We start from the raw sequence: 22,528 nt of genomic DNA on the forward strand, positions 1-22,528 counted from the left end.
TCAAGATTAGGTGAAAAGATAAGGCATTATTAATTGTCTGTAGCGCGCTGCTTAATAAGGGTAATCGCTTGATAAGGCAGTATTTTATCACCTAGTACGCTAATAGCGATATGTCGCTGTGTACATAAATGCCTTAATAATATAGTGTCGGGGTGCTCAGCGCTTGCTAACAAAATACGTTCAGGGTCGCGACGTAGTATCGCGCGTGTCGCCTCAGCAATGGTCGGCTTAATGCGATTGCGATTACTAATACCATACTCAGCAGCCAGCTTATCGATTAAGTCAGCAGTCTGGTAGCGCGGATGTTTATACGTTGGCAAACATTGCAAAGGCGTGTTTAATGTACGCCTTGTCGCATCGATACAATCAATAAAGGCTAAGCTATGATCTGCCTTAATTAAATTATCATAAAAGACACTGCGATGTAGCCCCAACTCTGGCTCAGTATATAAACTGCGTGATATAAGCCCTGATACAGTACTGTTCAATAAACCCGATGGAATCAACCAGTCATCAATACTAGCAGCCAGCCAAGCAACACCAGCCGGATCAGCAAGGGTCAGTAGCGGTATAACATCCTGACCTTGATGGAAAATATTGGCATAGTTAGGGTGGTTAGGGTCGGCAAAGGCTTTTAGACTATGCGCCAGCTCTTGATAAATCGCTCCTTTACCCGTCCAACCATCGACAAATACAATCGGGCTATGAGGATGATTATTTAATATCATTTTTAATGCAACTGGATCAAGACCACGATCTCGGATAATACTGACGCCATAATGCACACTTGGTAGAGAGCAGCTGCTATCGGCAGTTGCTAATGCGCGTTGTAACAGTACGCCTATTGGTAAACCGGCACGCACAAGACTGACTAATATTAGCGGGCGCTCATTATTGACGTTTGGCTGAAAAACCTGCTGTAGCGTATAGGCCAAATTGGTAATATCAGTCGCTGCTCTTGTCTTACCTTGCTCTAACGCCTCGATATACAACTGCTCGTGCATGGCACTTGGCGCGTCTTCCAAGGTCAGCATATCAGAATAATGGCGCTGCCCACTTTGAATCAGTGCTTCTTTTTGGCTGACAGGCACATCAGCAACGGCATCTTTATCAACGATATTGAGCAGCACAGTGACATCGCTAGCAAGATAGCTGCCTGAGCCATATTGTGATAAATCGGCTGTTTTAATATTAGAATGGATTGAAGTCATAGTAGAAATAGTTATACTCGTTTGATGACGATTTAATAGTAGATTAATAGCAGAATATCATTTAATAAAAGGTAGCGCTCATCATTTAGCTGCAAATTTCTCATGTAGCTGTCCATGATTGGGCATGCCGTACCAGTCAAGTAATTGCAGAAATGGCAGATCTGCCAGACTGTCACCAAAACCGAAGCTTGGGCGCTGATGATCCAAATGCTGTTCCAATAAAAATTGTACCGCATGACGTTTATGAATAGCATGCGGCAATATTGCTAAATTATTAGCATTCACATGCACATAAAAAATCTCATCAAAATCTGGTATGAGCGTTGGTAATTGTGTGGCTAACTCTGCCAATGATTGATGATCTTTTTGCGTGTGTTTGATCGCTATATAAATGGTCATCTCGCTATCGATAAAAGTATCGGTATGCGGGGTCAACTTTAAATCGTTATGAGTACTACCGCTTTCTGGTCTATAACTATTGACCAACTCAGTAAGCTGACTAAGCTTATCTTGTACTGGAGCAAGCGCGTTATACATACGCTGCTGCCACGTGCTTAGTAGCTCACCATCAGACGCTAAAATGACCGCGCCATGGGTCAATACTTGCCAGCTATTAAAAGGCAGTTTGACGCGTTTAATTTCTTGACGATCACGGGCTGTGACAGCTATCAATTCAGTACTGGCAAATAGCCAATTAAAAAAGACTGCTTGGCGCTGACTCATAAAGCTTAACGGCTCACCTTGTTTATTGACAGTGGCGCAAACCAAATTTTCAGGTTCAGTAGTGGGTAATTCCCATGCATCAATTTTACGCTGAGTTTGAAAGAGCGTATCGTCCAAATCCATCAGCGTATATGGCTTTACAATGTCTGGACTAGACTGGAAAAATGGGAAGGTCATTATGTTTTCCAAAGATAAAGTGATGGCAAAGTTATTTAGGTGTGGGTCAAGTAAGAGTATTTAATGGATTGAAAGCACTGATCTTCTAAATCTAGGATTCAAATTATTTCAGGTCTTGACAAATTATTAGAATTTGAGACACAGCATTTTGCGATGTCTCAAGAGTTTGGTCTTCTAATAGTTGATATGTTGACACTAAATAAGCAAATGAGTAGACCGAATATATAAGTAAATAGGAGGTTGCGCAAGGTATCTGTCACCTAAATATGAACTTTTTATGCTATGACCAGCCATTATTAGTAGCTCGTAATATGCATGTTAAATGCACGTCTATTTAGGACTCACCACCAACACATTATCCAAGCCTTTCCACATCTCATCGACACTGTCAGCTGGTGTCTCAACACATAGCACAATCAAATCCCACTCATTCGGCTCAACGTTATAAGCAAAATTGGTCATACCAAGCCCGTAATTATCATTAAAGCTCAACATCGTACGAATACCCCCACCAAGCGCAATCGGTGAGCGGGTTAATGCGCTAAAATTCACCGTGTTATTGCTGTTATCTAAATTTGTCTGTATCTCAAGCCATTCTGCTAGCAAAAACGGCAGCCAGACAAATTCATTACTGCCCAGTACCAATATTTTTTGTGGCAATTGATCTTTGTCAAACTGTGTTTGGCCATTAAAACTTGCAAATGCAGTTTGGAAACTTACTAGACAATCAGCAAAGCCATTTGTGCTATCTAGCGTAGGGAAACGTCCCCAATTACCGGTATTGCCCAAATATTGACTACCAGCTTCGGTCGTATCAACCGATGGCATAATGATAGGCTCAGGGTTGGGCGCATCAGTCCATTTCCAAGCGCCAGATAGTAAATGATGGCGGTAAAAATCAATATTTGGCAGGCGGGTGCCAATCGAATCATTGGCGTTAGCATCAGACTCATTGTGATTTTGATTCAGTGACCAATCAACCAAGGTTGTGAGATGCACTTGCTCTAGCTGGTCAAGTCCTGCCTGACGTAATGCTGTGACGACATTAACGCAAGTATTGCCTGTTGATGCTTCATCATCGACCATAATCAGCGTTTTACTGGCAAGTAGTTGCGCTTGCGTCATTTTATCGGCACTTTGATAAATCAGATGCTGACTGGCATGACTGTGGTCTTCGCTAAAAGTGGTCAATAAAGAATCGCTATTGTTGTCATCATGCTGGGCATGACGAGTAGAATTCAGCAGCAACGCTTGTGGATAGCGCGTTTGTAGCGCTTGGTGCACACCGGCAGATAAGCCAACCGCCGTCTCTGCCATACCGATGACCAAAATCGGCTCAGGCAAATCATCAGGTACTAAGTTTGCCAAATCAGTAAAGGCATCACGCATGATGCTTGGTGCCACCGGAATATGACGACCTAACACTTTTGAGACAAATAAAAATGCTCGTTTTGGGTTGATACGTTGAGCAAAATCAAGCAAATCTTCTAGCTGATAATGGCTGCTTTCTTTAAGGTCGTTATTACCACTAGCAGCATTGGTCTGATAGGTCAGATCAAGCGTACCACGAGGTAAGGTGATGGTCGTGTTGTGCTGCTTATTTGGCATTCATATTCCTTTAGTCTTTCAATTTTTTATATCGTTAGTTTCACTTACTCAGTGGTATCGTCTTCAATCTTTACACTCACCATAATAGAACGTACTTGGCACGGTGTAATTTGCTGTGCGATATCTGCCAGTTTCGGCTTCTTACTTAAACCGAGCCAATAAGCAAAACCAACTTGAGTTAGATCTACGCCGCTATGAGTGGTGTAATCAATACCACCAGAGGGGCGACTATTAATCTCAAGCACTCGGTGTTGACCATTATCATCCGCTTTAGTCTGGACACTAACGATACCATCACAGCCGAACGTTTTTATCAGTGGAATGACCACATCCATAACTGATTGCTCATAACCAATATGCTGAATTTTCCCCGTTTTATAACGGGTAATAGCAGCCAACACTTCGCCGTATTCACAGACGACATCGATAGAGTATTCTTGTCCTGATAAATAAGGCATCAGTAACATCGGAATAGGGCGCTCATGCACCATGAGACTGTTGGTATAAGCATTGATAAATTGCGTAGTATTGATTTTCTTCTCTTCGGTAAAGTATAGATGCTCAAAACTGTCGTATTGCTCACCTTCTTCTTTACCCGTCTCTTTAACTTTGCCTAAGCGCCAGAATCCTTGGGCAAAAATCCCCGTCACTGGTTTGACACATAATGGCTGATGACCATGTTTAGCGAGTAGAGTCTCAAGCTCTGCGACAGTATCAAAGCGCCATGCATCTGCGACAGGGATATCGTGCTCATGGCACTGCTGCATAAAGGCAAACTTATCATCGATAGATTCCAGTGCTACAACACTGGTCGCACCTGTCAATAAACGGATACCTGCTGCTGCAAATTTTTCGCGATGAGCTTCATAATCAATGCCATTGCGTCCAGTGAGTAACACTTTCACATTGTTTTTCTGAGCTTGTTCTAACACAAATTGCCAACGTGGCATCAATGGCTCAACAGATTCGAGCACTGCTTGCTCATTGTTATCTGCGGTGCTAATAGAAGGCTCGCGGTAGATGATGTCGGCAAATTCAAAAATCTCAGGTCTATTATGACGATGTGAGGCAACGATATGAAAGGGCATGCTAGAGTGAGCTTTCAGGGTTTGCAGGCTAGCTAACATATCACGCTGGCTTGACTGACCTTCAGCCAACCAAGCAGCGCTTAACTTTGTATGATGACTATTGTTAACAGGGTTATCCATAATTCTCTTTGCACTCTCTTAAATAATGGGGTTGTGGATCACTCGATATCGTCATCATAAAGTGACTAGCAATTTAATATATGATCGAAAAATTTCAGACATGGTATTTATACATAACGGGCTCTATTATATACAAATGCTAGATGTTATAAATGTTTCCAATTAAATAGCCTCAAGGATTTTTACTTTTTTTATCATATTTTATAAAATGCTGGTTCTGATTAAGGTTGTAATGCCATCCATGCTACTATATGGCGATAGTTAACCTCACTCATATAAGTAAATAATAAATAACGTAAAGGATAAATGATGAGTCAACCTCAAGCTTTAATTGCAGGTGCTAACGCGCCGCTGCCAACGGATAATATTAGCATTCGTATTTTAAGCCAAAATGCCATCGACTGTGCGGCTTATCGTTTGACGACGGATGGAAAAGTACGCGGCGATGGCGATATGATATTTTATGGGCAGACACGTAGCGATGATGGTAGCGTGAGCTTTCGCGGTCATGACAGTGATGGATTTTTTGATATCAATTTGCCGTCGCAACCTGCCAATATCGAAAAGATAGCTCTTGCGTTCTCTAGTGCGCAGACGTTGGCTCAAGTCGGCGATGTGGATATTCAAGTACTACAAGGCAGTCAAGTGTTGGTGACTTGTCAATTATCGGCTGCTGGGCGTAATGAAAAAGCTATTATCTTAGCGGAATGTTATCGTCGGCAGGGCAATTGGAAGTTCCGCTTTATTGCGCAAGGTTTCGAAGGTGGCTTAAAACCTTTATCTGAGCATTTCGGTGTAGAGATTGCTGATGAAGCACCCGCTCAAAGCCCTATACAAAATCAGACACAAGGGCAAGCTCAGCCTATTAATACGCAGCGACCAATCAATACGCAAAAAGCTAGTAGTGCGCCTCAAACAACTACGCCACCGCCTATTCCTGCTGGCTCTACCAATCCTTCAATTAACCTAAGTAAAATTACTTTAACCAAAAATCAATCTAGTATCAATCTCAAAAAACGTGATGACTTTGGCAAAATATCGGTCAACCTAGACTGGAATCAACGTCCAGATGCCACCAAGCAAGCACCCAAAAAAGGGCTGCTTGGCGATTTATTTAAGCAGCATAAAGCTGGTGGAATTGATCTTGATGTTGGTGCGATGATTCATCTGAAAAATGGTGAAAAAACGCTTATTCAAGCGTTGGGGAGTCGTTTTGGTAGCCTACAGTCAGCGCCATACGTTTTATTGCGTGCCGATGACAGAACAGGACAGGTAAGTGGCGGTGAATGGCTCGATATTAATGGGCAACAGTGGTCACAGATTGAAGAAGTATTTATCTTTGCTTTCATTTATGAAGGTGCACCAAATTGGGCGCAAACTGATGGGGTAGTGACTATTCATGTACCCGACCAGCCACCGATTGAAACACGTTTGACAGAAGGTACAGGTAACTTACCGATGTGCGCTATTGCGCGTCTGGTCAATCAGCAAGGCAGTATCAACGTTGAACGTATCAACCAATACTTTAAAGGACATCAAGAGATGGACAAAGCCTTTAATTGGGGCTTTAGCTGGAAACGCGGTAGTAAGTAACGACTTTATTTATGTACTTTGATAGATATAAGCAATAAGCCCATCTATTATTAGATGGGCTTATTGCTTATAGGCAGTTCGTATCTTAAATAAAATAACTTAAAATCAATTTAAACTGCTTAAGCGTGCGGCGTGATGGCAGGCATCAAGTCATGGAAGGTACGACCAGTCGCCGTTTCACCGATGGCATGCATCTTCCACTCATTATTATGACGATAAACTTTTGCCATAATCATCGCCGTATGCGTACCTTGTGAGGACAGATTATAGCGTGCTACTTCAGTATTGTTATTGGCATTGACAATACGGCAAAACGCATTTTCTACTGTTTCAAACGTCTGACCAGTAAAGCTGTTGACGGTAAATACCAAAGATACTACGTTAGCTGGAACTTTTGATAAATCAACATTGATGACTTCATCATCACCATCGCCGTCACCAGTGCGGTTATCACCAGTGTGCACGATACTGCCGTCTTTCGATTTTAATTGGCTAAACCAAATGGCATCAACTGGCTGTTTGTTGCTATCGAACATAATGCATGATGCATCTAAATCTATAGAATCGCCGCCACTACCACCACCGAATAATTTACCTAAGAATCCACCTTTTTTATCTTGGGGACCTTGGGCAACGTCCCAGCCTAAACCCAATTTTACTTGAGTAAGCTCGCCGCCCGCTTCTTTGCTTAGGGAAATTTTTTGACCCTTTTGTAAACTAACTGCCATGTGATAATCCTTATAATAGTTGTATGAGAAATTGCTATAAAATATTGCCAAGTAATCCGCTATTGCCGCCACGACCACCAGAACTGGTGCCCAAGATGCTTTGCAGCCACCCTTGATAGCTGTCACGATTGCGTGAGCAGATAATAACTTTGCCTGAGCCTGAAAAGTTGAGTACCATTCCTTCACCACTGGTAACTGAATTAATAATGTTACTCATGATGCCTTTTTTCTTACTGGTCGAAACAGAAAGCTTATAATCAAGCGTTGAATCCCAGCAGACCACATGACCATTATCGATTATGACGTCTTTATCTGGCGTCACATCAATCTCAAATAATGAGCCAAAACCTGACACCACCACCTGACCTTGACCGTGGGTTTGCATGACCATAAAGCCGCCGGTATCACCAAATACAGCGCCGCCGAGGTTGCGCTGAATATTGGCTCTGATATCGACACCTGTCTGTGCAGCAACGAACGCGCCATCGCTCAAGGTATATTGATGTTTGCCGCAATCAATGATTTGCATATCGCCATCGAGCGTTGGTGCCAGCAAACAATCACCTTCGCCATTGACAGCTTCAATCTGCTGCTGAAATAAGGATTCATCGTTTGCAAATCGGCGCATCAATGATTGTATGAAACCACCTTGCAACTTGCCTTTAAGCTCAAGATTAGACTCCATCATGACCATGGCATTGGCTTCGCAATAAATTGAGTCACCTTTTTTAAGATTACAATGTAAAAAAGGTTCAATAGTCCCAATTAAGCTAAACGTTGCAGCCATAGATCAAAAGTCCTTGTTCTAATATTTTCATGAGTCCATCTGTAGTGGATATAGCAAATAACTTCTGTCAATATCGTTTAGACATTAAATTCATAGCCACTTAAATTCAAAACTACTTAAATTTAAAGCCATCAAATGTCTTAAACAACACACTTGATGGCTTATAGATCTCGTAAGTAGCTCGCAAATAAATAGTTACTTACGATAGTTAGCTTGCGCCACGATTAAGTCAATTAAACGTTGACGCCATAAGAGGCCGCTAATGGTCCAAGACCACCGCTGAAACCCTGACCCACCGCGCGGAATTTCCAATCACCGTTATGACGATATAACTCACCAAAAATCATCGCCGTTTCAGTGCTGCCATCTTCTGATAGGTCGTAACGCGCGATTTCAGCGTCGCCGCTATCGTTTACCACACGGATGTACGCGTCACCCACTTGACCGAAGTTTTGGTTACGAGCTTGACCTTCATAAATGATGGCACAGATAGCAACTTTGCTGACATCAGCTGGGATACTAGCTAGGTTGATTTTGATTTTTTCATCATCGCCATCACCTTCACCAGTACGGTTATCGCCAGTGTGCTCAACCGCGCCATTGTCTGACTTTAAGTTATTAAAGAAGATAAAATCTTGATCATTACGTACTTTTCCTGCTTCATTGACCAAAAAGCCAATCGCATCTAAGTCAAACTCTTGACCGTCAGTGGCGCGTGGATCCCAGCCAAGACCAACCGTAATATTGGTTAAACCTGGCGCTTCTTTTGATAAGTTTACGTTGCCGCCTTTGGTTAAGCTAATAGCCATATAAATATCCTTTGGATTAATAATTAAGTGGATTGAGTAATACAGAAAATCATCTAAAAATAGAGCAGTGTTTAATGTAGAGGTATAGACGTTCAGTGAACCTAACTACCATGCCCTGCATATCATTACGTTTTACTATACTAAGCGTTTGCCCAGTAAGCAAGTCGTATTTTGCGCATGGTCCATATGTTTACTAAGGAACATAATAAGCCTATATCTCTGATACTTTATAACATTTTTTCATCTAACAGGTAAGGTACTGTTATGAAAAAATTAGCTATTAGTCTAAAGGTTTTCGGCCATTCATCAAAGCATTAAGGTAGGGAGTTATTGTGCAAAAACCGACCAGCCTGTTTCCTGTACAAACATCTCTAATGCTTTTAACCCAAGCTTGGAATTGCCGAGATGATCAAGCCCTGGCGACCATACAGCGATGGATCCTTTACCGGGTGCTATCGTTAAAATACCACCGCCAACGCCACTTTTACCCGGCAGACCAACACGATAAGCAAACTCACCAGAACCATCATAGTGACCACACATCATCATTAACGAATTGATCCGTCGAGAACGATGCTCATTGATTACCTTTATACCTGTGTGCTGATTGACGCCATTAGAAACCAAAAAAAGTCCCGCGCGCGCTAACTGCTCGCAACTCATCGCAATCGAGCATTGATGAAAGTAAACACCCAGCACCTTATCGACATCGTGCTTTAAGCGGCCAAAGGACTTCATAAAGTGTGCAAGCGACGCATTCCGGTCTTTGTGCGCCATCTCGGACGCTGCTACTTTGTGGTCAAAACGGATTGAATCATCGTCTGCAATAAAATGAACAAACTGAAGAATCTCACCCAATATTTCTTTGGGTTCGTGCCCCATCATAATCGCATCAACCACCGCAATGGCACCGGCATTGATAAATGGATTGCGTGGCCTGCCAGTCTCATGCTCTAGCATCACAATCGAGTTAAAAGGATCGCCAGATGGCTCACGACCAACATGAGTCCAAAGCGCGTTACCCAATTTGCCAAGGGCAATGGTTAAGGTAAATACCTTAGAGATACTTTGAATTGAGAATAATGTATTTGCATTACCTGCGGTATATACTTGCCCATCAGGTGTTGCTACTGCAATACCGAACTGGTTTGAATCTATGTGAGCCAATTGCGGAATATAATCCGCCACTTTTCCACGGTCTGTATCACGCGCCATTTCTGCGGCAATCTTATCAAGAATTTGTTGCATATGAGTTGTATAGCCGTATTTCTATGGTGGTATGAAAAATGACGATTTTAACTGAATTAAGGGCCTAGAGGGTCAGAAAAATTGTATTTTGCTTATGTGCCCATCTCAGTGCTTCATTAGCTGAACGAAGATAGAGTAGTACAGCACAAAAAAACAGATCATACCTGATGATATGACCTGCTTAGACAAACAAAGTATGGGCGGATGATACGTCTTAATTCAAACGTGCCGCTTCAGCCTTACGATGTTTCAGAGATGCCCATAACGCAAAACCAATAAAGGCGATACCGATAAGACCAGTAATCAGCTCTGGTACATGGAATTTTACAGACAGCAACATGATTACGGCAAGTGCGCCGATGGCATAGTGCGCCCCATGCTCAAGATAGATAAACTCATCAAGCGTGCCTTTGTCTACCAAGTAGATGGTCATCGAACGCACAAACATGGCACCAATGGCAAGACCTAGCATAATAACGATAACGTCATTGGTGATTGCAAATGCACCAATCACACCATCGAAACTGAATGAAGCATCAAGAACTTCTAAGTATAAGAAACCGATAATACCCCCTTTCATAATAGCGCTAGTTGCAGCACCAGTACTATTACCTTGAGCGTCTAGCTCTTCTTCAAGATCACCCTCGAGCATACCTGACACCACTTGCACACCCAGATAAACCAAGATACCCCAAACACCTGCAATCAATACGGCAGAAGCTTGTTCAGCGGGCGCCCAAGATACTGAAATCATCAGGACAATAAGTGCAACGAAGACACTCATCGCATCGACTTTGCCAAGCTTTGCCAAGCGGCTCTCAAGCCAGTTAAACCAATGCACTTCTTTATCATCAAAGATAAAGTTTAAGAATACCAATAGTAAGAAGATACCACCAAAGGCTGAGATTTCAGCATGATGCGCCATCAGTCTTGCTGAGTATTCTTTAGGATCGTTCAATGCCAAATCAATCACTTGCATCATGCCAAGATCAGCGGTAACCGCAACAATGACAATTGGGAATACCAAGCGCATGCCGAATACAGCGATTAAAATACCAACGGTTAAAAATATCTTTTTCCAAAACTCGTCCCAGCCTTTGAGGACTGAGGCATTGACTACTGCATTATCAAATGATAATGAAATCTCCATGACAGCCAAAATAGCGGTAATAGATAGTGTGGCTATTAAGCCGCCCATACCGCCATGTGAATATCCCCACCATGCCGCTATCGCTAAGGCAATAGCCGTGAAGATAAAGTCGAAATAAAAATGTCTCATGACACATCCTGTCTGGTTGCATAAAGCTAAGGTCGCCTATTATAGACGCAGCATAAAAAAAGCGGTTATTGCCAACCACTTTTTATACATAATTTTAAACGAAACATAAAGCATTATCAGTCATTTGGCTATCAAAAATTGTGACTATTTTGCAACCATATTCTATAGCCGTTATCACAGATAATAGTGAGGCATAATTGCTTTATAATTTTGACGTCTTTATCATCTAATGGATAGTTTAGCGCGGGCTAAATATCAGTTTAGATAACGGTTTAAATATCAACGCCATATTGTTGGCACATGGCTTGTAGACCACCTGAATAGCCTTGACCAACGGCGCGGAATTTCCATTCTGCATTGTGGCGATAGACTTCACCAAATACCATTGCTGTCTCAACAGAATAGTCTTCTGCTAAATCAAACCGTACCACTTCAGCACCCGTTTCTTCATTCACAACGCGAATAAAGGCATTGGCTACTTGACCAAAGTTTTGGCTACGCGCTGCTGCATCATGAATAGTCACTGTGACAACGATTTTATCAACATCAGTAGGTACTTGCGTTAGATTAACTTTGACCACTTCGTCATCGCCATCGCCTTCGCCTGTACGGTTGTCACCAGTATGCTCAACGGCGCCATTGTCAGACTTTAACTGGTTATAAAATATAAAGTCGTGATCACCGCGTACTTTGCCCGCAGTATTTAACAAAAACACGCTCGCATCAAGATCGAACTCAGAGCCAGAAGTGGCACGCTCATCCCAGCCCAAACCAATTAATAACTTGGTTAAATTTGGGTCAGTTTTGGTAAGGGATAAATTACCGCCTTTATTCAGAGATAATGCCATGGAATGGTCCTTGTTATTTATTGGAGTAGGATAGATTGTACGTTATGTATCGATATTACTTTTCCCTAACTGTATGCTAACGACAATGGGATTCAATAAAGGTAAAACGATCGCTAGTAGCATTCTATCATACCAACAAAAAATGACCCAATCAAAGCGGATTGGGTCATTGTTATGTTTTATGGCAAGTTAGGCGTTAAAGCTCAGAGTTAGTGTTTTCTATAGACTCTGACGATGACGAATCTCAAAACTTTGATGAATCGGTTTTTTGATATCAAAATCAAAACCAATGGTTTTTTGGGTGATATCGACGATGTCATAACGTTCAGTCAACTGCTCATCCAGCTCAAAGCGGGTAAAGTTGTTAGAGAAGTATAAAATACCATCTGCCGTTAAGCGGTTCATTGCGCGGTTAATCAATGCGGCATGGTCACGCTGGACATCAAAGGTACCTTGAAACTTTTTAGAGTTTGAAAAGGTTGGCGGATCAATAAAAATAATATCGAATTGTTCCGTATTGTCTTTGATCCACTCAAAAATATCGGCAGCAACGAATTGATATTTATTACCACTGACATTTAAGCCATTCAAAGCAAAGTTTTGTTTGCCCCAATCAAGATAATTCTGTGACAAATCAACGCTGGTGACTTTTTTAGCACCTGCCAATGCCGCATGCACACTTGCCGTACAAGTATAAGCGAATAAGTTCAATACCGATTTATTACGACTGTTGTCTTTGATACGCGCACGCATATTGCGATGATCGATAAATAGACCTGTATCGAGATAATCGGTGAAATTGACATAAAGATAAGCACCATCTTCGCGGGCAATATAAAACTTACCACGCTTTTCAGTATTGCCTTGTTTACTATATTGGTCATTACCAGATTGACGAGCACGGGTTTTAATAAAGATTTGTTCGCGGTTAATGCCAAACACTTCACGGATACCCATTAGCGCCAAATTAAAACGTTTTTTGGCAGTTTCTGGTGGAATAGTCTTCGGTGGCGCGTACTCTTGTACATGGGCATAGTCACCATATAAGTCGATCGCCACCTTGAAATCAGGTAAGTCAGCATTGTAGACACGGATATTACTCACATTGTCTTTTTTAGCGAGTTTCTTTAGTCGAGTCAGGTTTTTTTGCAAACGATTGATAAAGTCTTGACCATCTTCAACTTCAATGTCACGCTTCTCAAAACGGCTAACAAGATTGCCAGTTTGTCCAGTAATCAAGGTGCCATAGCGGAAATACACGGTAATGGCACCATTATGACACCGCAACGTTTTTGGCTCTCTAATCGGCAAAATATCGACTTGCTCAACATGCGACGCCAATATACCAAGCATTGGGTCAATCCCACTACCGGCAAAGCTGTCTTGTAAGATAAGCCCAATCGATTGATATAATGGCTTAATCATCTCTTCATCACCCAAGCGCTCACCATAAGGTGGGTTGGTTATAATCAAAGGATTGCTCAAACGACCGTCAGCAACCAAAGGTTTTAATAGCGTGCTTAGCTGATCAAGGGCACGCGTTTCGATATCGAGTAGCGGTAACAGGTCTTGTAAACCAGCAGCAATCAGATTCTTTTCTGTGGCAATGATAGCGCCATTATCGGCATCGAATCCAAAGATGAGCGGCAAAGTATCTGGCTGCTCATTAGCAATCTCTAAGGCTGCACGGAAACGGGTCTGTGCATCATCAATCATTTCTTGCCATAATACTGCGTCATGATGCTGCCACCCATAAAAACCAAACTGATTGGCGGCTTTATCGATACCGACGGCATAATCGCAGTGCATAAGTAGCGCTTCAATAATAAAGGTACCAGAGCCACACATAGGGTCGATTAAGGCATTATAAAAAGGCGCATCGCCTGCCTCGTTTTTCTTATGCCAGCCTGCGCTATAAAGTAGCGCCGCTGCTAAGTTTTCTTTTAGTGGCGCTTCTGTCATGGCTACGCGATAGCCACGGCGATGCAAACTTGTCCCTGACAAATCTAAATAGAGCTCAGCTTGCTTGTCATTGACGGTTGCAAAAATAGAAAAGTCTGGATTTTTACTATCGACGTTAGGTCGGCTCTCATACACTTCGTTAAAGGTATCCGCAATCGCATCTTTAATACGGAGCATGGCAAACTGTTGGCTGACAGCCACACGTTTATCAACAGACAGACGAATCGCAAAGGTTTGCTCTAGGCTAAATTGCTCTGTCCAATTGACCGATTTCGCCAAACCGTACAGCTGCTCAGCCACGTCATATTCGGCATTGATATTTTTGCGTTTAATCAGCATTAATACGCGCGATGCCACGCGCGACCAAAGACAGATCTTATATAGATCACGCAAGGTACCCGTAACCGCAAGGCGACCAGTACTCTTTATCTCACTTGCAATACCAAAACTGGTCAGCTCAGTCTGTAGCGGTGCTTCTAACCCATCGGCGCAGGTGATGATAAGGTCAAGCGACAATACCTGTGAAGATACCTGTGAGGATACTTGTGAAGATGGTTGCGAAGACGCTGTGGATGAGGCGAGCGCGGTTGTTTCGGTCATACGGATACCTGTGGGCTAAATTGATAAATAGTGCACATCATAAAATAAGATGTTTAACCGCTAATTTTACCATAATTCTATAGCGGATGGTTTAAAGCGCTGATGTTTAAGAAAGCGATGATTAAAAGATGTCTATTTGAAAATACTTTTTATGGCATATCAATGCTAAATAAGTTGCAAGGATATCAATGTTGGTCTTTGTTCAGCGCTAATGACTCTGAAACAGTTTGCGCGGTCGTTGCCAATGGCTTGGGTTTGGTCACAATCGGATAGACGTCTTCTCTTGGCATAAGTAGGCGCATATGAGGATAAGGGGTCGAGATATCAGCAGCATCAAAAGCGCGTTTAATATTCTCTCGTAAATCTTCTTTGATTTTGGGCATACGAGCAACTGCCGCTGGTTTGACCCAAAAGCGTATAATAAAATATACGCCATACTCGCCAATCTCTGCCACGGTCGCAGAAGACTCAGGTCGGTTGAGGACCGCCTCACTATCAGACAGTACCTGCAAAATCTCATCACGTGCTTTATCAATATCATCTTCAAAAGCAATACGCATCTGAATATCAAAGCGTATAAAGTTTTTGGAGGTCAGGTTGGTAACGACAGAGGAGGCAACATTTGAATTGGGTATGATGACCGTAATATTGTCACGAGTTAAGACATGGGTCGTACGTAAGGCAATCACCACCACGCGCCCTTCATTGTCATTGATATTGACCCAGTCACCAACTTGAAAAGACTGCTCAAGCAAAATGGTAATACCTGCGATAAAATTGGCAAGCGTTGACTGCGCGGCAAAGCCGACCGCCAAACCAGCAATACCCAAACCTGCTACTAAAGAGACGATATCAAAGCCAAACTGCGCCATAACGCTAGCAAGCCCTAATACCAGTAATAGTACGGATAAGATATTTTTAAGCAGCTGCTCAATCGAGGCGTTTAGACCATAGTGCTGTAAGATTTTATGGACAATTTGTCCAGATGATGTCCATAGCACATAATATATCCCCGCCCATGTACTGGCTTTGGCAGTGGCTTTGATGGTATCTGGCTCAAAATTCAGTTGACTCATAATAGCAATGACACTGGTCACAGCCCATACATAGCGCAGGATTGAGCGGGCAATTTTAGCGCGGCGCTCATTCAGGCGAATGCGGGCTTTGCTTTTTTTGAGTACATAAATGGCAAGCCAATACATAAACCCCGATATCGCAAGCAGTATTAGAATTTTGATACCAGTGCTCACCAGTTCTACTGATTTAGACGACCAATCTAAGGTGCCTTCCTCAATAGAGCCGCCAATAGCAAGAAAAAGGCTGGTATGTAGATCATGAGCAATCTCTTGAAAAAATTCAGTAATACTAGCGATTGCCATTATCTTATCCATGAAAGGTGTGGTTCTAAAATATATTGCTCTGTACTAATAGGGCTGTAACTGTATCATTATAAATAACACCGCTTTTACCAAAACTTTTAAAACAGAGCATTTAACAGCTGATTAAGAATTGTTTTGATGAATATCAAGCGACTGATATGGTATTTCCATCAAATCCTGAACATCATGCAAGGCGGTACGCAAGCCTTCTAGGATAGTAGGATGATAAAAAGGCGTATCAAGCATGTCTTTAATACTCAAGTCATTAGTAATCGCCATTGCTAAGATATGCCCGATGTATTCTGCATCCGGGCCGACCATACTTGCACCCAAGATTCTGTCTGTTTTTTTACAACCATAAATATGTAATAGACCACAGTTGACACCCATGACGCGGCTACGACCTTGATTGTCGAAGCTGACTTTCCCAATCACATGCTCAAGTGTTGAATCTTCTTGGATTTCTGGCAAAGACATACCAACATTGACGATTTGTGGTGAGCTAAAGACAATAGAAAACGGCGTCACAGGTGGACGAATATAAGCATCCTTTTCGTTGTCACAGACCATGCTGCCAGCGCTAAAACCTTCATCGCTTGCTACATGCAGCAATGGGATATGGGCATTGGCGTCACCTACAATATAAACGTCTAAATCACCGATTTTACCAGTTTTTTTGTCCAGCTGTTGTGGGCGATTTTTTTCATCAAGCTCAACGCCTAGGTTTTCAACACCCAATGCTTCTATATTATTACGTCGACCAGTCGCGACCAGTACATAGTCACCTTGCCATTGTTGCACTTCGCCAGCACTGTCTTCATAATCAATAAAGGCAACAGTGCTCTTTTTATGTATGCTTTTATCACTATTTTTATCTGATTTTTGACCAACATCAGTAATTTTGCTGCCTAAATGCATGGACAGCTCACGATTCAAGCAATCAATAGCTTTGTTATTGATGTCTTCGTCCTTTAGACCAGCAACTCGTTTGGCGCGATTAAATACCGTTACCTTGACACCCAATCGTGTGAAAGCTTGGGCAAGTTCTAAACCTATAGCACCTGCGCCAATCACAGCCATAGATTTTGGCAAGTCGTCTAACTCAAAGACAGCATCTGAGGTCAGCATAGTATCACCAAGCTTATCTTCCCAGCCATCTGGAATAAAGGTCGAGCTGCCAGTGGCGATAATGATTTTATCTGCTTTGATCAATTCATCATTGACCTCAATCAAGCCTTGCTTATTAATATAAGCCCGTCCCGCTATCTTACTATCCTCAGGCCAGCTATTGACTTGTTTTTCGATGTAGCTGGCAAAATGATCACGCTCAGCGCGCACCCGTTCCATCACCTGTTTGCCATCTATGCGAGCAATGGCATGCACTCCAAACTCGGCAGAATGATTGGCATCGTGAGCGCGGTCAGCGGCTGCAATGAGTAGCTTGCTTGGCATGCAGCCTACCGCAATACAAGTCGTTGTCCAAAAGCCATCATTGATAATAATGACATCTTTGACAGATTTTTTTGCTTGGCGAAAAGCATTTTGTCCGGCAGTCCCAGCACCAATGACCGCAACAGATACCTTGCGAGTCACGTTTTGATGAGTGCTAGGATCAAAGGGAGCAGAAGAATCAGAGGCGGTATCAGGCTGTTTATTCATAGTATTCTCAAATAAAAATGATTTTAAGGTTTATCATCAGCTCTATTAAAAGACTAAGGCGCAAGCGTGGTTAATAAGCGCTCAGTATAATCCTTTGCCTTAAGGTTACGCTGTGCATGAGTGAGCGTGCCATTTTTATCAAAGACAAACGCCGAACGTACAAGACCTAGGGTGATGTTGCCATACATGTTCTTTTCTTTAATCACATCAAAGTAATGGCAGAGTTTTTCATCGGCATCACTGATAAGTGGAATATGTAGATTATATTTGCTAATAAAGTTTTCGTGTGATTCAACGCTATCACGTGAGACGCCAATAATGTCGTAACCTAAATCATCAAATTCGTTAAGATGGGCGGTAAACTCTGTCGCTTGTGTGGTACAGCCAGGTGTATTGTCTTTTGGGTAAAAATAAAGGATAAGTCCCTTACTGGTGTTGGCGACCAGCTCTTTTAGGCTAATATCATCATGAATGAAATGACCATCAAGCTCACGCACGATAGTGACTGGAAAATCAGGTAGAGTAATGTTTTCTGTGGTGGGCTTTGCCATCATAAAATCCTTATTTATTTTGATTACGATTATATTATTATTGGTCATCTCATTATAGGCAGATTCATAAAGATAAATCCTCGATTTTACACATCACTTATGGATAAGCAACAAAAAAGACTGGCCATTGCCAGTCTTTTAGACATCTAAAAATTTAAATATTAAGCCGGTTTTTGTGGCTGTTTTAAGTCCAAACCAACGGTACATTGTTGCAAATCTTTTTGCATTTTTTTCACATACGAGAGGCTTGATGGGTCTTTTTTACTTTGCGCATAGCTCTCAATCTCCCACATCTGACCAATGGTCATATTGCTACGGACACCGATCGTGCACTCACAAAGCTTGGTTGCAGTGCTCTTGTCAGCGACTTTATATTTGACCGCGCCGTTGACGCAAGTATTGATATTATTTTGCTTAATATCAATAGCGTTCGCTTGTGGCATGACAAATAGTGCAGCAAGAGCTAGGGGTAATACTGACAAAAATTTCATAAATATCCTTTTACATATGGCAGCGATAACTTGAATTTTTTATAAATGAATTAGATTTTGTATAAATGATAAAATACTACTTCTAATAAAACGTTGCTAATTTGATGAGCATTTATATCTTGTGGTAGACAAAGTGGCTCATACCATAGCAATGATTGTATTTAAAACACAACGGCAGCGTGCTGTGTTAATGCAAGCGAATGTTTCGCCAATGTTTAATTGCCCTTATTTTAAGACCGTTTATTCATTTTTTAAGGTGAAACTTCTAAAATCATTACTGATAATGGGTAGGGTCAGCAACACCTGCCTGAGCGAACCCTTGACGACGCAGCGCGCAACTGTCACAAACACCGCAGGCAAGACCATTGGCATCTGCTTGATAACAAGAAATTGTTTGTCCGTAATCAACCCCTAGCGACAGACCCAGCTCGATGGTTTTGGCTTTCGATAATTGTTGTAGCGGGGTTTGAATCGATAAATGATGACCGGTAACACCCGCTTTGGTAGCAAGATTTGCCATATGTTGGAAAGCGGCGATATACTCAGGACGGCAGTCAGGATATCCTGAATAGTCGACTGAGCTGACGCCAATGACGATATGGTTGGAGTCGGTCACTTCAGCGACTGCTAAGGCATAAGATAAGAAGATAGTATTGCGCGCGGGCACATAAGTGTTGGGAATCGCGTCATTATCAATCTCATCACGCTTTTTGTCTGGGAATTTGTCAGTATCGCCATCAGGCACAATCATACTGTGATCGGTCAATGAGGAGCCGCCAAGTTGGGCGATATCGATATCAATGATTCTATGATTAACGCCTGCGGTTTCAGCGATCGCTTTGGCAGCGACCAGCTCACTATTATGACGTTGACCATAATCAAAGCTGACTGCGGTTACTGACGCATAACGGGCCTTTGCCCAATATAAACAAGTTACTGAATCAAGCCCACCTGATAGCAGTACGACCGCATTTTGGCTTTTATGCAGACCATTTAATTGGGTCTCGTTTTCTTGATCAGCAGAAGAGGTTGGCAGAGCAGTATTTGTCATAATGGCATCTATTATTGGTTAGCAAAAAACGCCTATTTTAGCAAAAATTCTACCATTACAGAACCTTGAAAGCAGCATTAAAACATCATGCAATTAATAGGATAAAGTTTAAGAATACGATAATTAGTAGCTTTAGATAAGTAGTCGCATTTAAGACGATAATTTAATGTCATCTTTTCAATCTGTTAGCAAATTTTGTTATAATCGCTGCTGTTTTAAATCATGTTTGAAACGTTGCCTTATGAAGCATCATAGTTAGCCACATGCAGATAGCTTTTATTGCAGCGTTTTGAATAAATCGATTGATTATCTCTTTTGAAGTAACGCCATTCTTGTCAAGATATTGAGTAACTTATGACTGCAGCAACCTTATTTACACCATCAATCACGCCTCAGTTTGACAAGGCTTCTATCGATACTGATGTGAATCATCATGATAAAACGACTGACATTGATGCGATGTTATATGATGATATCGATGACAGAAATGATGATTTTATGGATGAGAAAGCAGATAACATATTGGCTGATACGCAATCACTGACCGAGTCGGCTCACTTTCGGAAATTGCAAAAGAAGCTTCGTCGTCAAGTATCATGGGCGATTCGCGACTTTAATATGATTGAAGATGGCGATGTGGTGATGGTCTGCGTATCAGGTGGTAAAGACAGCTATACATTGCTTGATATCTTGCTGCTATTGAAACGTATCGCCCCGATTCATTTTGATATCGTTGCCGTTAATCTTGACCAAAAGCAGCCCGGCTATCCAGAAGAGGTGTTGCCCGCCTATCTAAACGAGCAGGGCATTGCTCATTATATTCTGGAAAAAGATACTTATAGTATTGTTAAAAGTGTGGTGCCAGAAGGAAAAACCTATTGCTCGGCGTGTTCACGTCTGCGTCGTGGCTCCCTATATGGTTTCGCCAAACAAATCGGTGCGACCAAGATTGCGCTTGGGCACCATCGCGACGATATGTTGGCTACTTTCTTTCTAAACTTATTCCATGGTGGCGCTTTGAAATCGATGCCGCCCAAATTGCTCAGTGATGACAAGCAAAACATGCTCATCCGTCCACTGGCTTATGTGGAAGAAAAAGACATCATTGAATATGCAAGCCTCAAAGAATTCCCGATTATTCCGTGTAATCTCTGTGGTAGCCAGACCAATCTGCAACGTGCCATTATCAATGACATGCTACGAGAATGGGACAATGCTCATCCCCAGCGCCTAGCGTCTATTTTTAAAGCGATGCAAAATGTTGCGCCCTCGCAATTGGCAGATAGAGAGCTGTTTGATTTTGAAACTTTGAGCTTGGAGCGTGATGATAACGAGCGTTTGTTTGAAGGTGATAATATCCAAGCGGGGCAAATAGAGGGTCTGGCTGGGATTGGTTTGCCGGTATCACCAAAAACGCAGATATTCAATCCAGACTTTGTTAATTCAGAAAAAGGCAGCCGTACGCCGAAAAAGATTCCAACGATTAATCCAGTGGTTTAATGACTTGATGCTGTCTACGCTCTTCAAATAATAAAACCAGCTCATGATAGATTCATGGCTGGTTTTATTATTATAATCATACTTTGAGGTGTAATGGACATAATTCATGCTGGGATAGGACCTAAAGCTATATACTGTCTATATTTGCAAGGAATCAACGCCATGAATCAAAAAACTGCCCTTTTTGTCGTGATAAACACATCAAAAAGAATGGACGCAAGCTTGGTAAACAACAGTATCAATGTCTAGCTTGCAGACGGCAGTTTTTAGGTGGTAAAAGACTCAATAACCAAACCCTTTGGACTGAATACACCCAAGGAAAACAGACCTACAAACAACTGGCTGACAAGTATAGCTGTAGTCTTAAAACCATTCAAAGACGCTTAGACACAATCAGTATTGACTATCAAATTAAACGTCCTACGACTGCTAACATCATCATGGACACCACCTACTTTGGTCGCAAGTTCGGTTTAATGGTCTTTATGGACAATACCACTAAAGCCGTTCTTTACTACGCGATAGTCAGTCATGAAACCAACAGTGCCTACAAACAAGGAGTGGATCATCTAGCATCGTTAGGCGTTGATATACAAAGCATTACCTGCGATGGTAGACGAGGACTGCGGACGTTATTTACCCACACCCCTTGCCAGATGTGCCAGTTTCATCAAATACAAATAGTAACTCGCTATCTCACTCGTCGACCTAAGAATATCGCTAGTATTGAGCTTAGAGGGCTTGCTTTAGACTTAACTAAGCTTGAGAAAGCGGACTTCATGAAGCGCTTAGATCAGTGGTATTTGACTCATGATGACTACATTAGTGAGCGTAGCATCAATGAAGATACTGGTAGAAGTTGGTACACCCACAAGCGTCTTAGAAGTGCTTATCGTAGTCTCAGAACCAATAGCGATTGGCTATTCACTTATCAAGAATGTGAGCAGTTAGACATACCAAACACCACCAATTCTCTTGAAGGATTATTCAGTGAGTTAAAGCGACAATTACACAGTCATCACGGTCTAAATGAGCAGCGTAAGTTACGGTTTATTAAAGAATTTTTAGCATCAAAGTCTCTCAAATAGCATGAATTATGTCCATTAGCGACTACCT

General features: G+C 42.0%; 19 protein-coding genes. 3 read left to right on the forward strand and 16 right to left on the reverse strand.

Features of this window, described 5'->3' with window-relative positions; genetic code table 11:
• Positions 1–29: 29 nt before the first annotated feature.
• The 4 genes from AC0J5Y_RS03965 to AC0J5Y_RS03980 form a co-directional block, all read right to left on the reverse strand.
• Entirely contained in the window at positions 30–1,211 is a 1,182-nt protein-coding gene (locus tag AC0J5Y_RS03965) for a cysteine protease StiP domain-containing protein (RefSeq protein ID WP_475131621.1), read from the reverse strand.
• Positions 1,212–1,292: 81 nt separating this feature from the next.
• Positions 1,293–2,111 (reverse strand): HAD hydrolase family protein, encoded by an 819-nt coding sequence (locus AC0J5Y_RS03970; RefSeq protein WP_475131622.1) that lies wholly within the window; start codon positions 2,109–2,111, stop codon positions 1,293–1,295.
• A gap of 330 nt (positions 2,112–2,441) precedes the next feature.
• Complete coding sequence (locus AC0J5Y_RS03975; protein WP_475131623.1) at positions 2,442–3,719, reverse strand: phosphoribosyltransferase domain-containing protein; 1,278 nt, start codon at positions 3,717–3,719, stop codon at positions 2,442–2,444.
• Between the two features lie 44 nt (positions 3,720–3,763).
• Entirely contained in the window at positions 3,764–4,927 is a 1,164-nt protein-coding gene (locus tag AC0J5Y_RS03980; protein ID WP_475131624.1) for an ATP-grasp domain-containing protein, read from the reverse strand.
• Positions 4,928–5,236: 309 nt separating this feature from the next.
• Between AC0J5Y_RS03980 and AC0J5Y_RS03985 the strand changes: the two genes are divergently transcribed.
• Positions 5,237–6,520 carry a TerD family protein gene (locus AC0J5Y_RS03985; protein WP_475131625.1) on the forward strand — a complete coding sequence of 428 codons (1,284 nt, stop codon included), beginning with the start codon at positions 5,237–5,239 and terminating at the stop codon, positions 6,518–6,520.
• Between the two features lie 119 nt (positions 6,521–6,639).
• Here AC0J5Y_RS03985 and AC0J5Y_RS03990 read toward each other — a convergent pair whose 3' ends face one another.
• The 12 genes from AC0J5Y_RS03990 to queC form a co-directional block, all read right to left on the reverse strand.
• Positions 6,640–7,248, reverse strand: a complete 609-nt coding sequence (locus tag AC0J5Y_RS03990) for a TerD family protein (RefSeq protein ID WP_011513115.1) — start codon at positions 7,246–7,248, stop codon at positions 6,640–6,642.
• A gap of 34 nt (positions 7,249–7,282) precedes the next feature.
• On the reverse strand, positions 7,283–8,035 hold the full coding sequence (locus tag AC0J5Y_RS03995) for a TIGR00266 family protein (protein ID WP_475131626.1): 753 nt from the start codon (positions 8,033–8,035) through the stop codon (positions 7,283–7,285).
• 233 nt (positions 8,036–8,268) lie between these two features.
• On the reverse strand, positions 8,269–8,844 hold the full coding sequence (locus AC0J5Y_RS04000) for a TerD family protein (protein WP_475131627.1): 576 nt from the start codon (positions 8,842–8,844) through the stop codon (positions 8,269–8,271).
• 327 nt (positions 8,845–9,171) lie between these two features.
• Positions 9,172–10,092 (reverse strand): glutaminase, encoded by a 921-nt coding sequence (locus AC0J5Y_RS04005; RefSeq protein WP_475131628.1) that lies wholly within the window; start codon positions 10,090–10,092, stop codon positions 9,172–9,174.
• A gap of 214 nt (positions 10,093–10,306) precedes the next feature.
• Positions 10,307–11,371 (reverse strand): DUF475 domain-containing protein, encoded by a 1,065-nt coding sequence (locus tag AC0J5Y_RS04010; RefSeq protein WP_475131629.1) that lies wholly within the window; start codon positions 11,369–11,371, stop codon positions 10,307–10,309.
• A gap of 272 nt (positions 11,372–11,643) precedes the next feature.
• Positions 11,644–12,219, reverse strand: coding sequence for a TerD family protein (locus tag AC0J5Y_RS04015; RefSeq protein WP_475131630.1), 576 nt, complete (start codon positions 12,217–12,219; stop codon positions 11,644–11,646).
• Positions 12,220–12,438: 219 nt separating this feature from the next.
• Positions 12,439–14,781 (reverse strand): bifunctional 23S rRNA (guanine(2069)-N(7))-methyltransferase RlmK/23S rRNA (guanine(2445)-N(2))-methyltransferase RlmL, encoded by a 2,343-nt coding sequence (gene rlmKL, locus AC0J5Y_RS04020; RefSeq protein ID WP_475131631.1) that lies wholly within the window; start codon positions 14,779–14,781, stop codon positions 12,439–12,441.
• Between the two features lie 185 nt (positions 14,782–14,966).
• Positions 14,967–16,160 (reverse strand): mechanosensitive ion channel family protein, encoded by a 1,194-nt coding sequence (locus AC0J5Y_RS04025; RefSeq protein ID WP_475131632.1) that lies wholly within the window; start codon positions 16,158–16,160, stop codon positions 14,967–14,969.
• A gap of 123 nt (positions 16,161–16,283) precedes the next feature.
• On the reverse strand, positions 16,284–17,819 hold the full coding sequence (locus AC0J5Y_RS04030; protein ID WP_475131633.1) for a dihydrolipoyl dehydrogenase: 1,536 nt from the start codon (positions 17,817–17,819) through the stop codon (positions 16,284–16,286).
• Positions 17,820–17,872: 53 nt separating this feature from the next.
• Complete coding sequence (locus AC0J5Y_RS04035) at positions 17,873–18,370, reverse strand: peroxiredoxin (protein ID WP_475131634.1); 498 nt, start codon at positions 18,368–18,370, stop codon at positions 17,873–17,875.
• A 161-nt stretch (positions 18,371–18,531) separates the two neighbouring features.
• Positions 18,532–18,861 (reverse strand): hypothetical protein, encoded by a 330-nt coding sequence (locus AC0J5Y_RS04040; RefSeq protein WP_475131635.1) that lies wholly within the window; start codon positions 18,859–18,861, stop codon positions 18,532–18,534.
• A 274-nt stretch (positions 18,862–19,135) separates the two neighbouring features.
• Complete coding sequence (queC, locus tag AC0J5Y_RS04045; protein WP_201551548.1) at positions 19,136–19,849, reverse strand: 7-cyano-7-deazaguanine synthase QueC; 714 nt, start codon at positions 19,847–19,849, stop codon at positions 19,136–19,138.
• A gap of 417 nt (positions 19,850–20,266) precedes the next feature.
• On the opposite strand from queC, the gene ttcA reads away from it, so the two are divergent.
• Both ttcA and AC0J5Y_RS04055 read left to right on the forward strand, forming a co-directional pair.
• A complete protein-coding gene (gene ttcA / locus AC0J5Y_RS04050) occupies positions 20,267–21,412 on the forward strand; it encodes a tRNA 2-thiocytidine(32) synthetase TtcA (protein WP_475131636.1) in 1,146 nt (381 codons plus the stop codon).
• A gap of 140 nt (positions 21,413–21,552) precedes the next feature.
• Positions 21,553–22,500, forward strand: coding sequence for an IS256 family transposase, variant Zn-binding type (locus tag AC0J5Y_RS04055; RefSeq protein WP_475132045.1), 948 nt, complete (start codon positions 21,553–21,555; stop codon positions 22,498–22,500).
• Positions 22,501–22,528: the final 28 nt, after the last annotated feature.

The organism is Psychrobacter sp. TS_SC_6 (genome assembly GCF_056156305.1).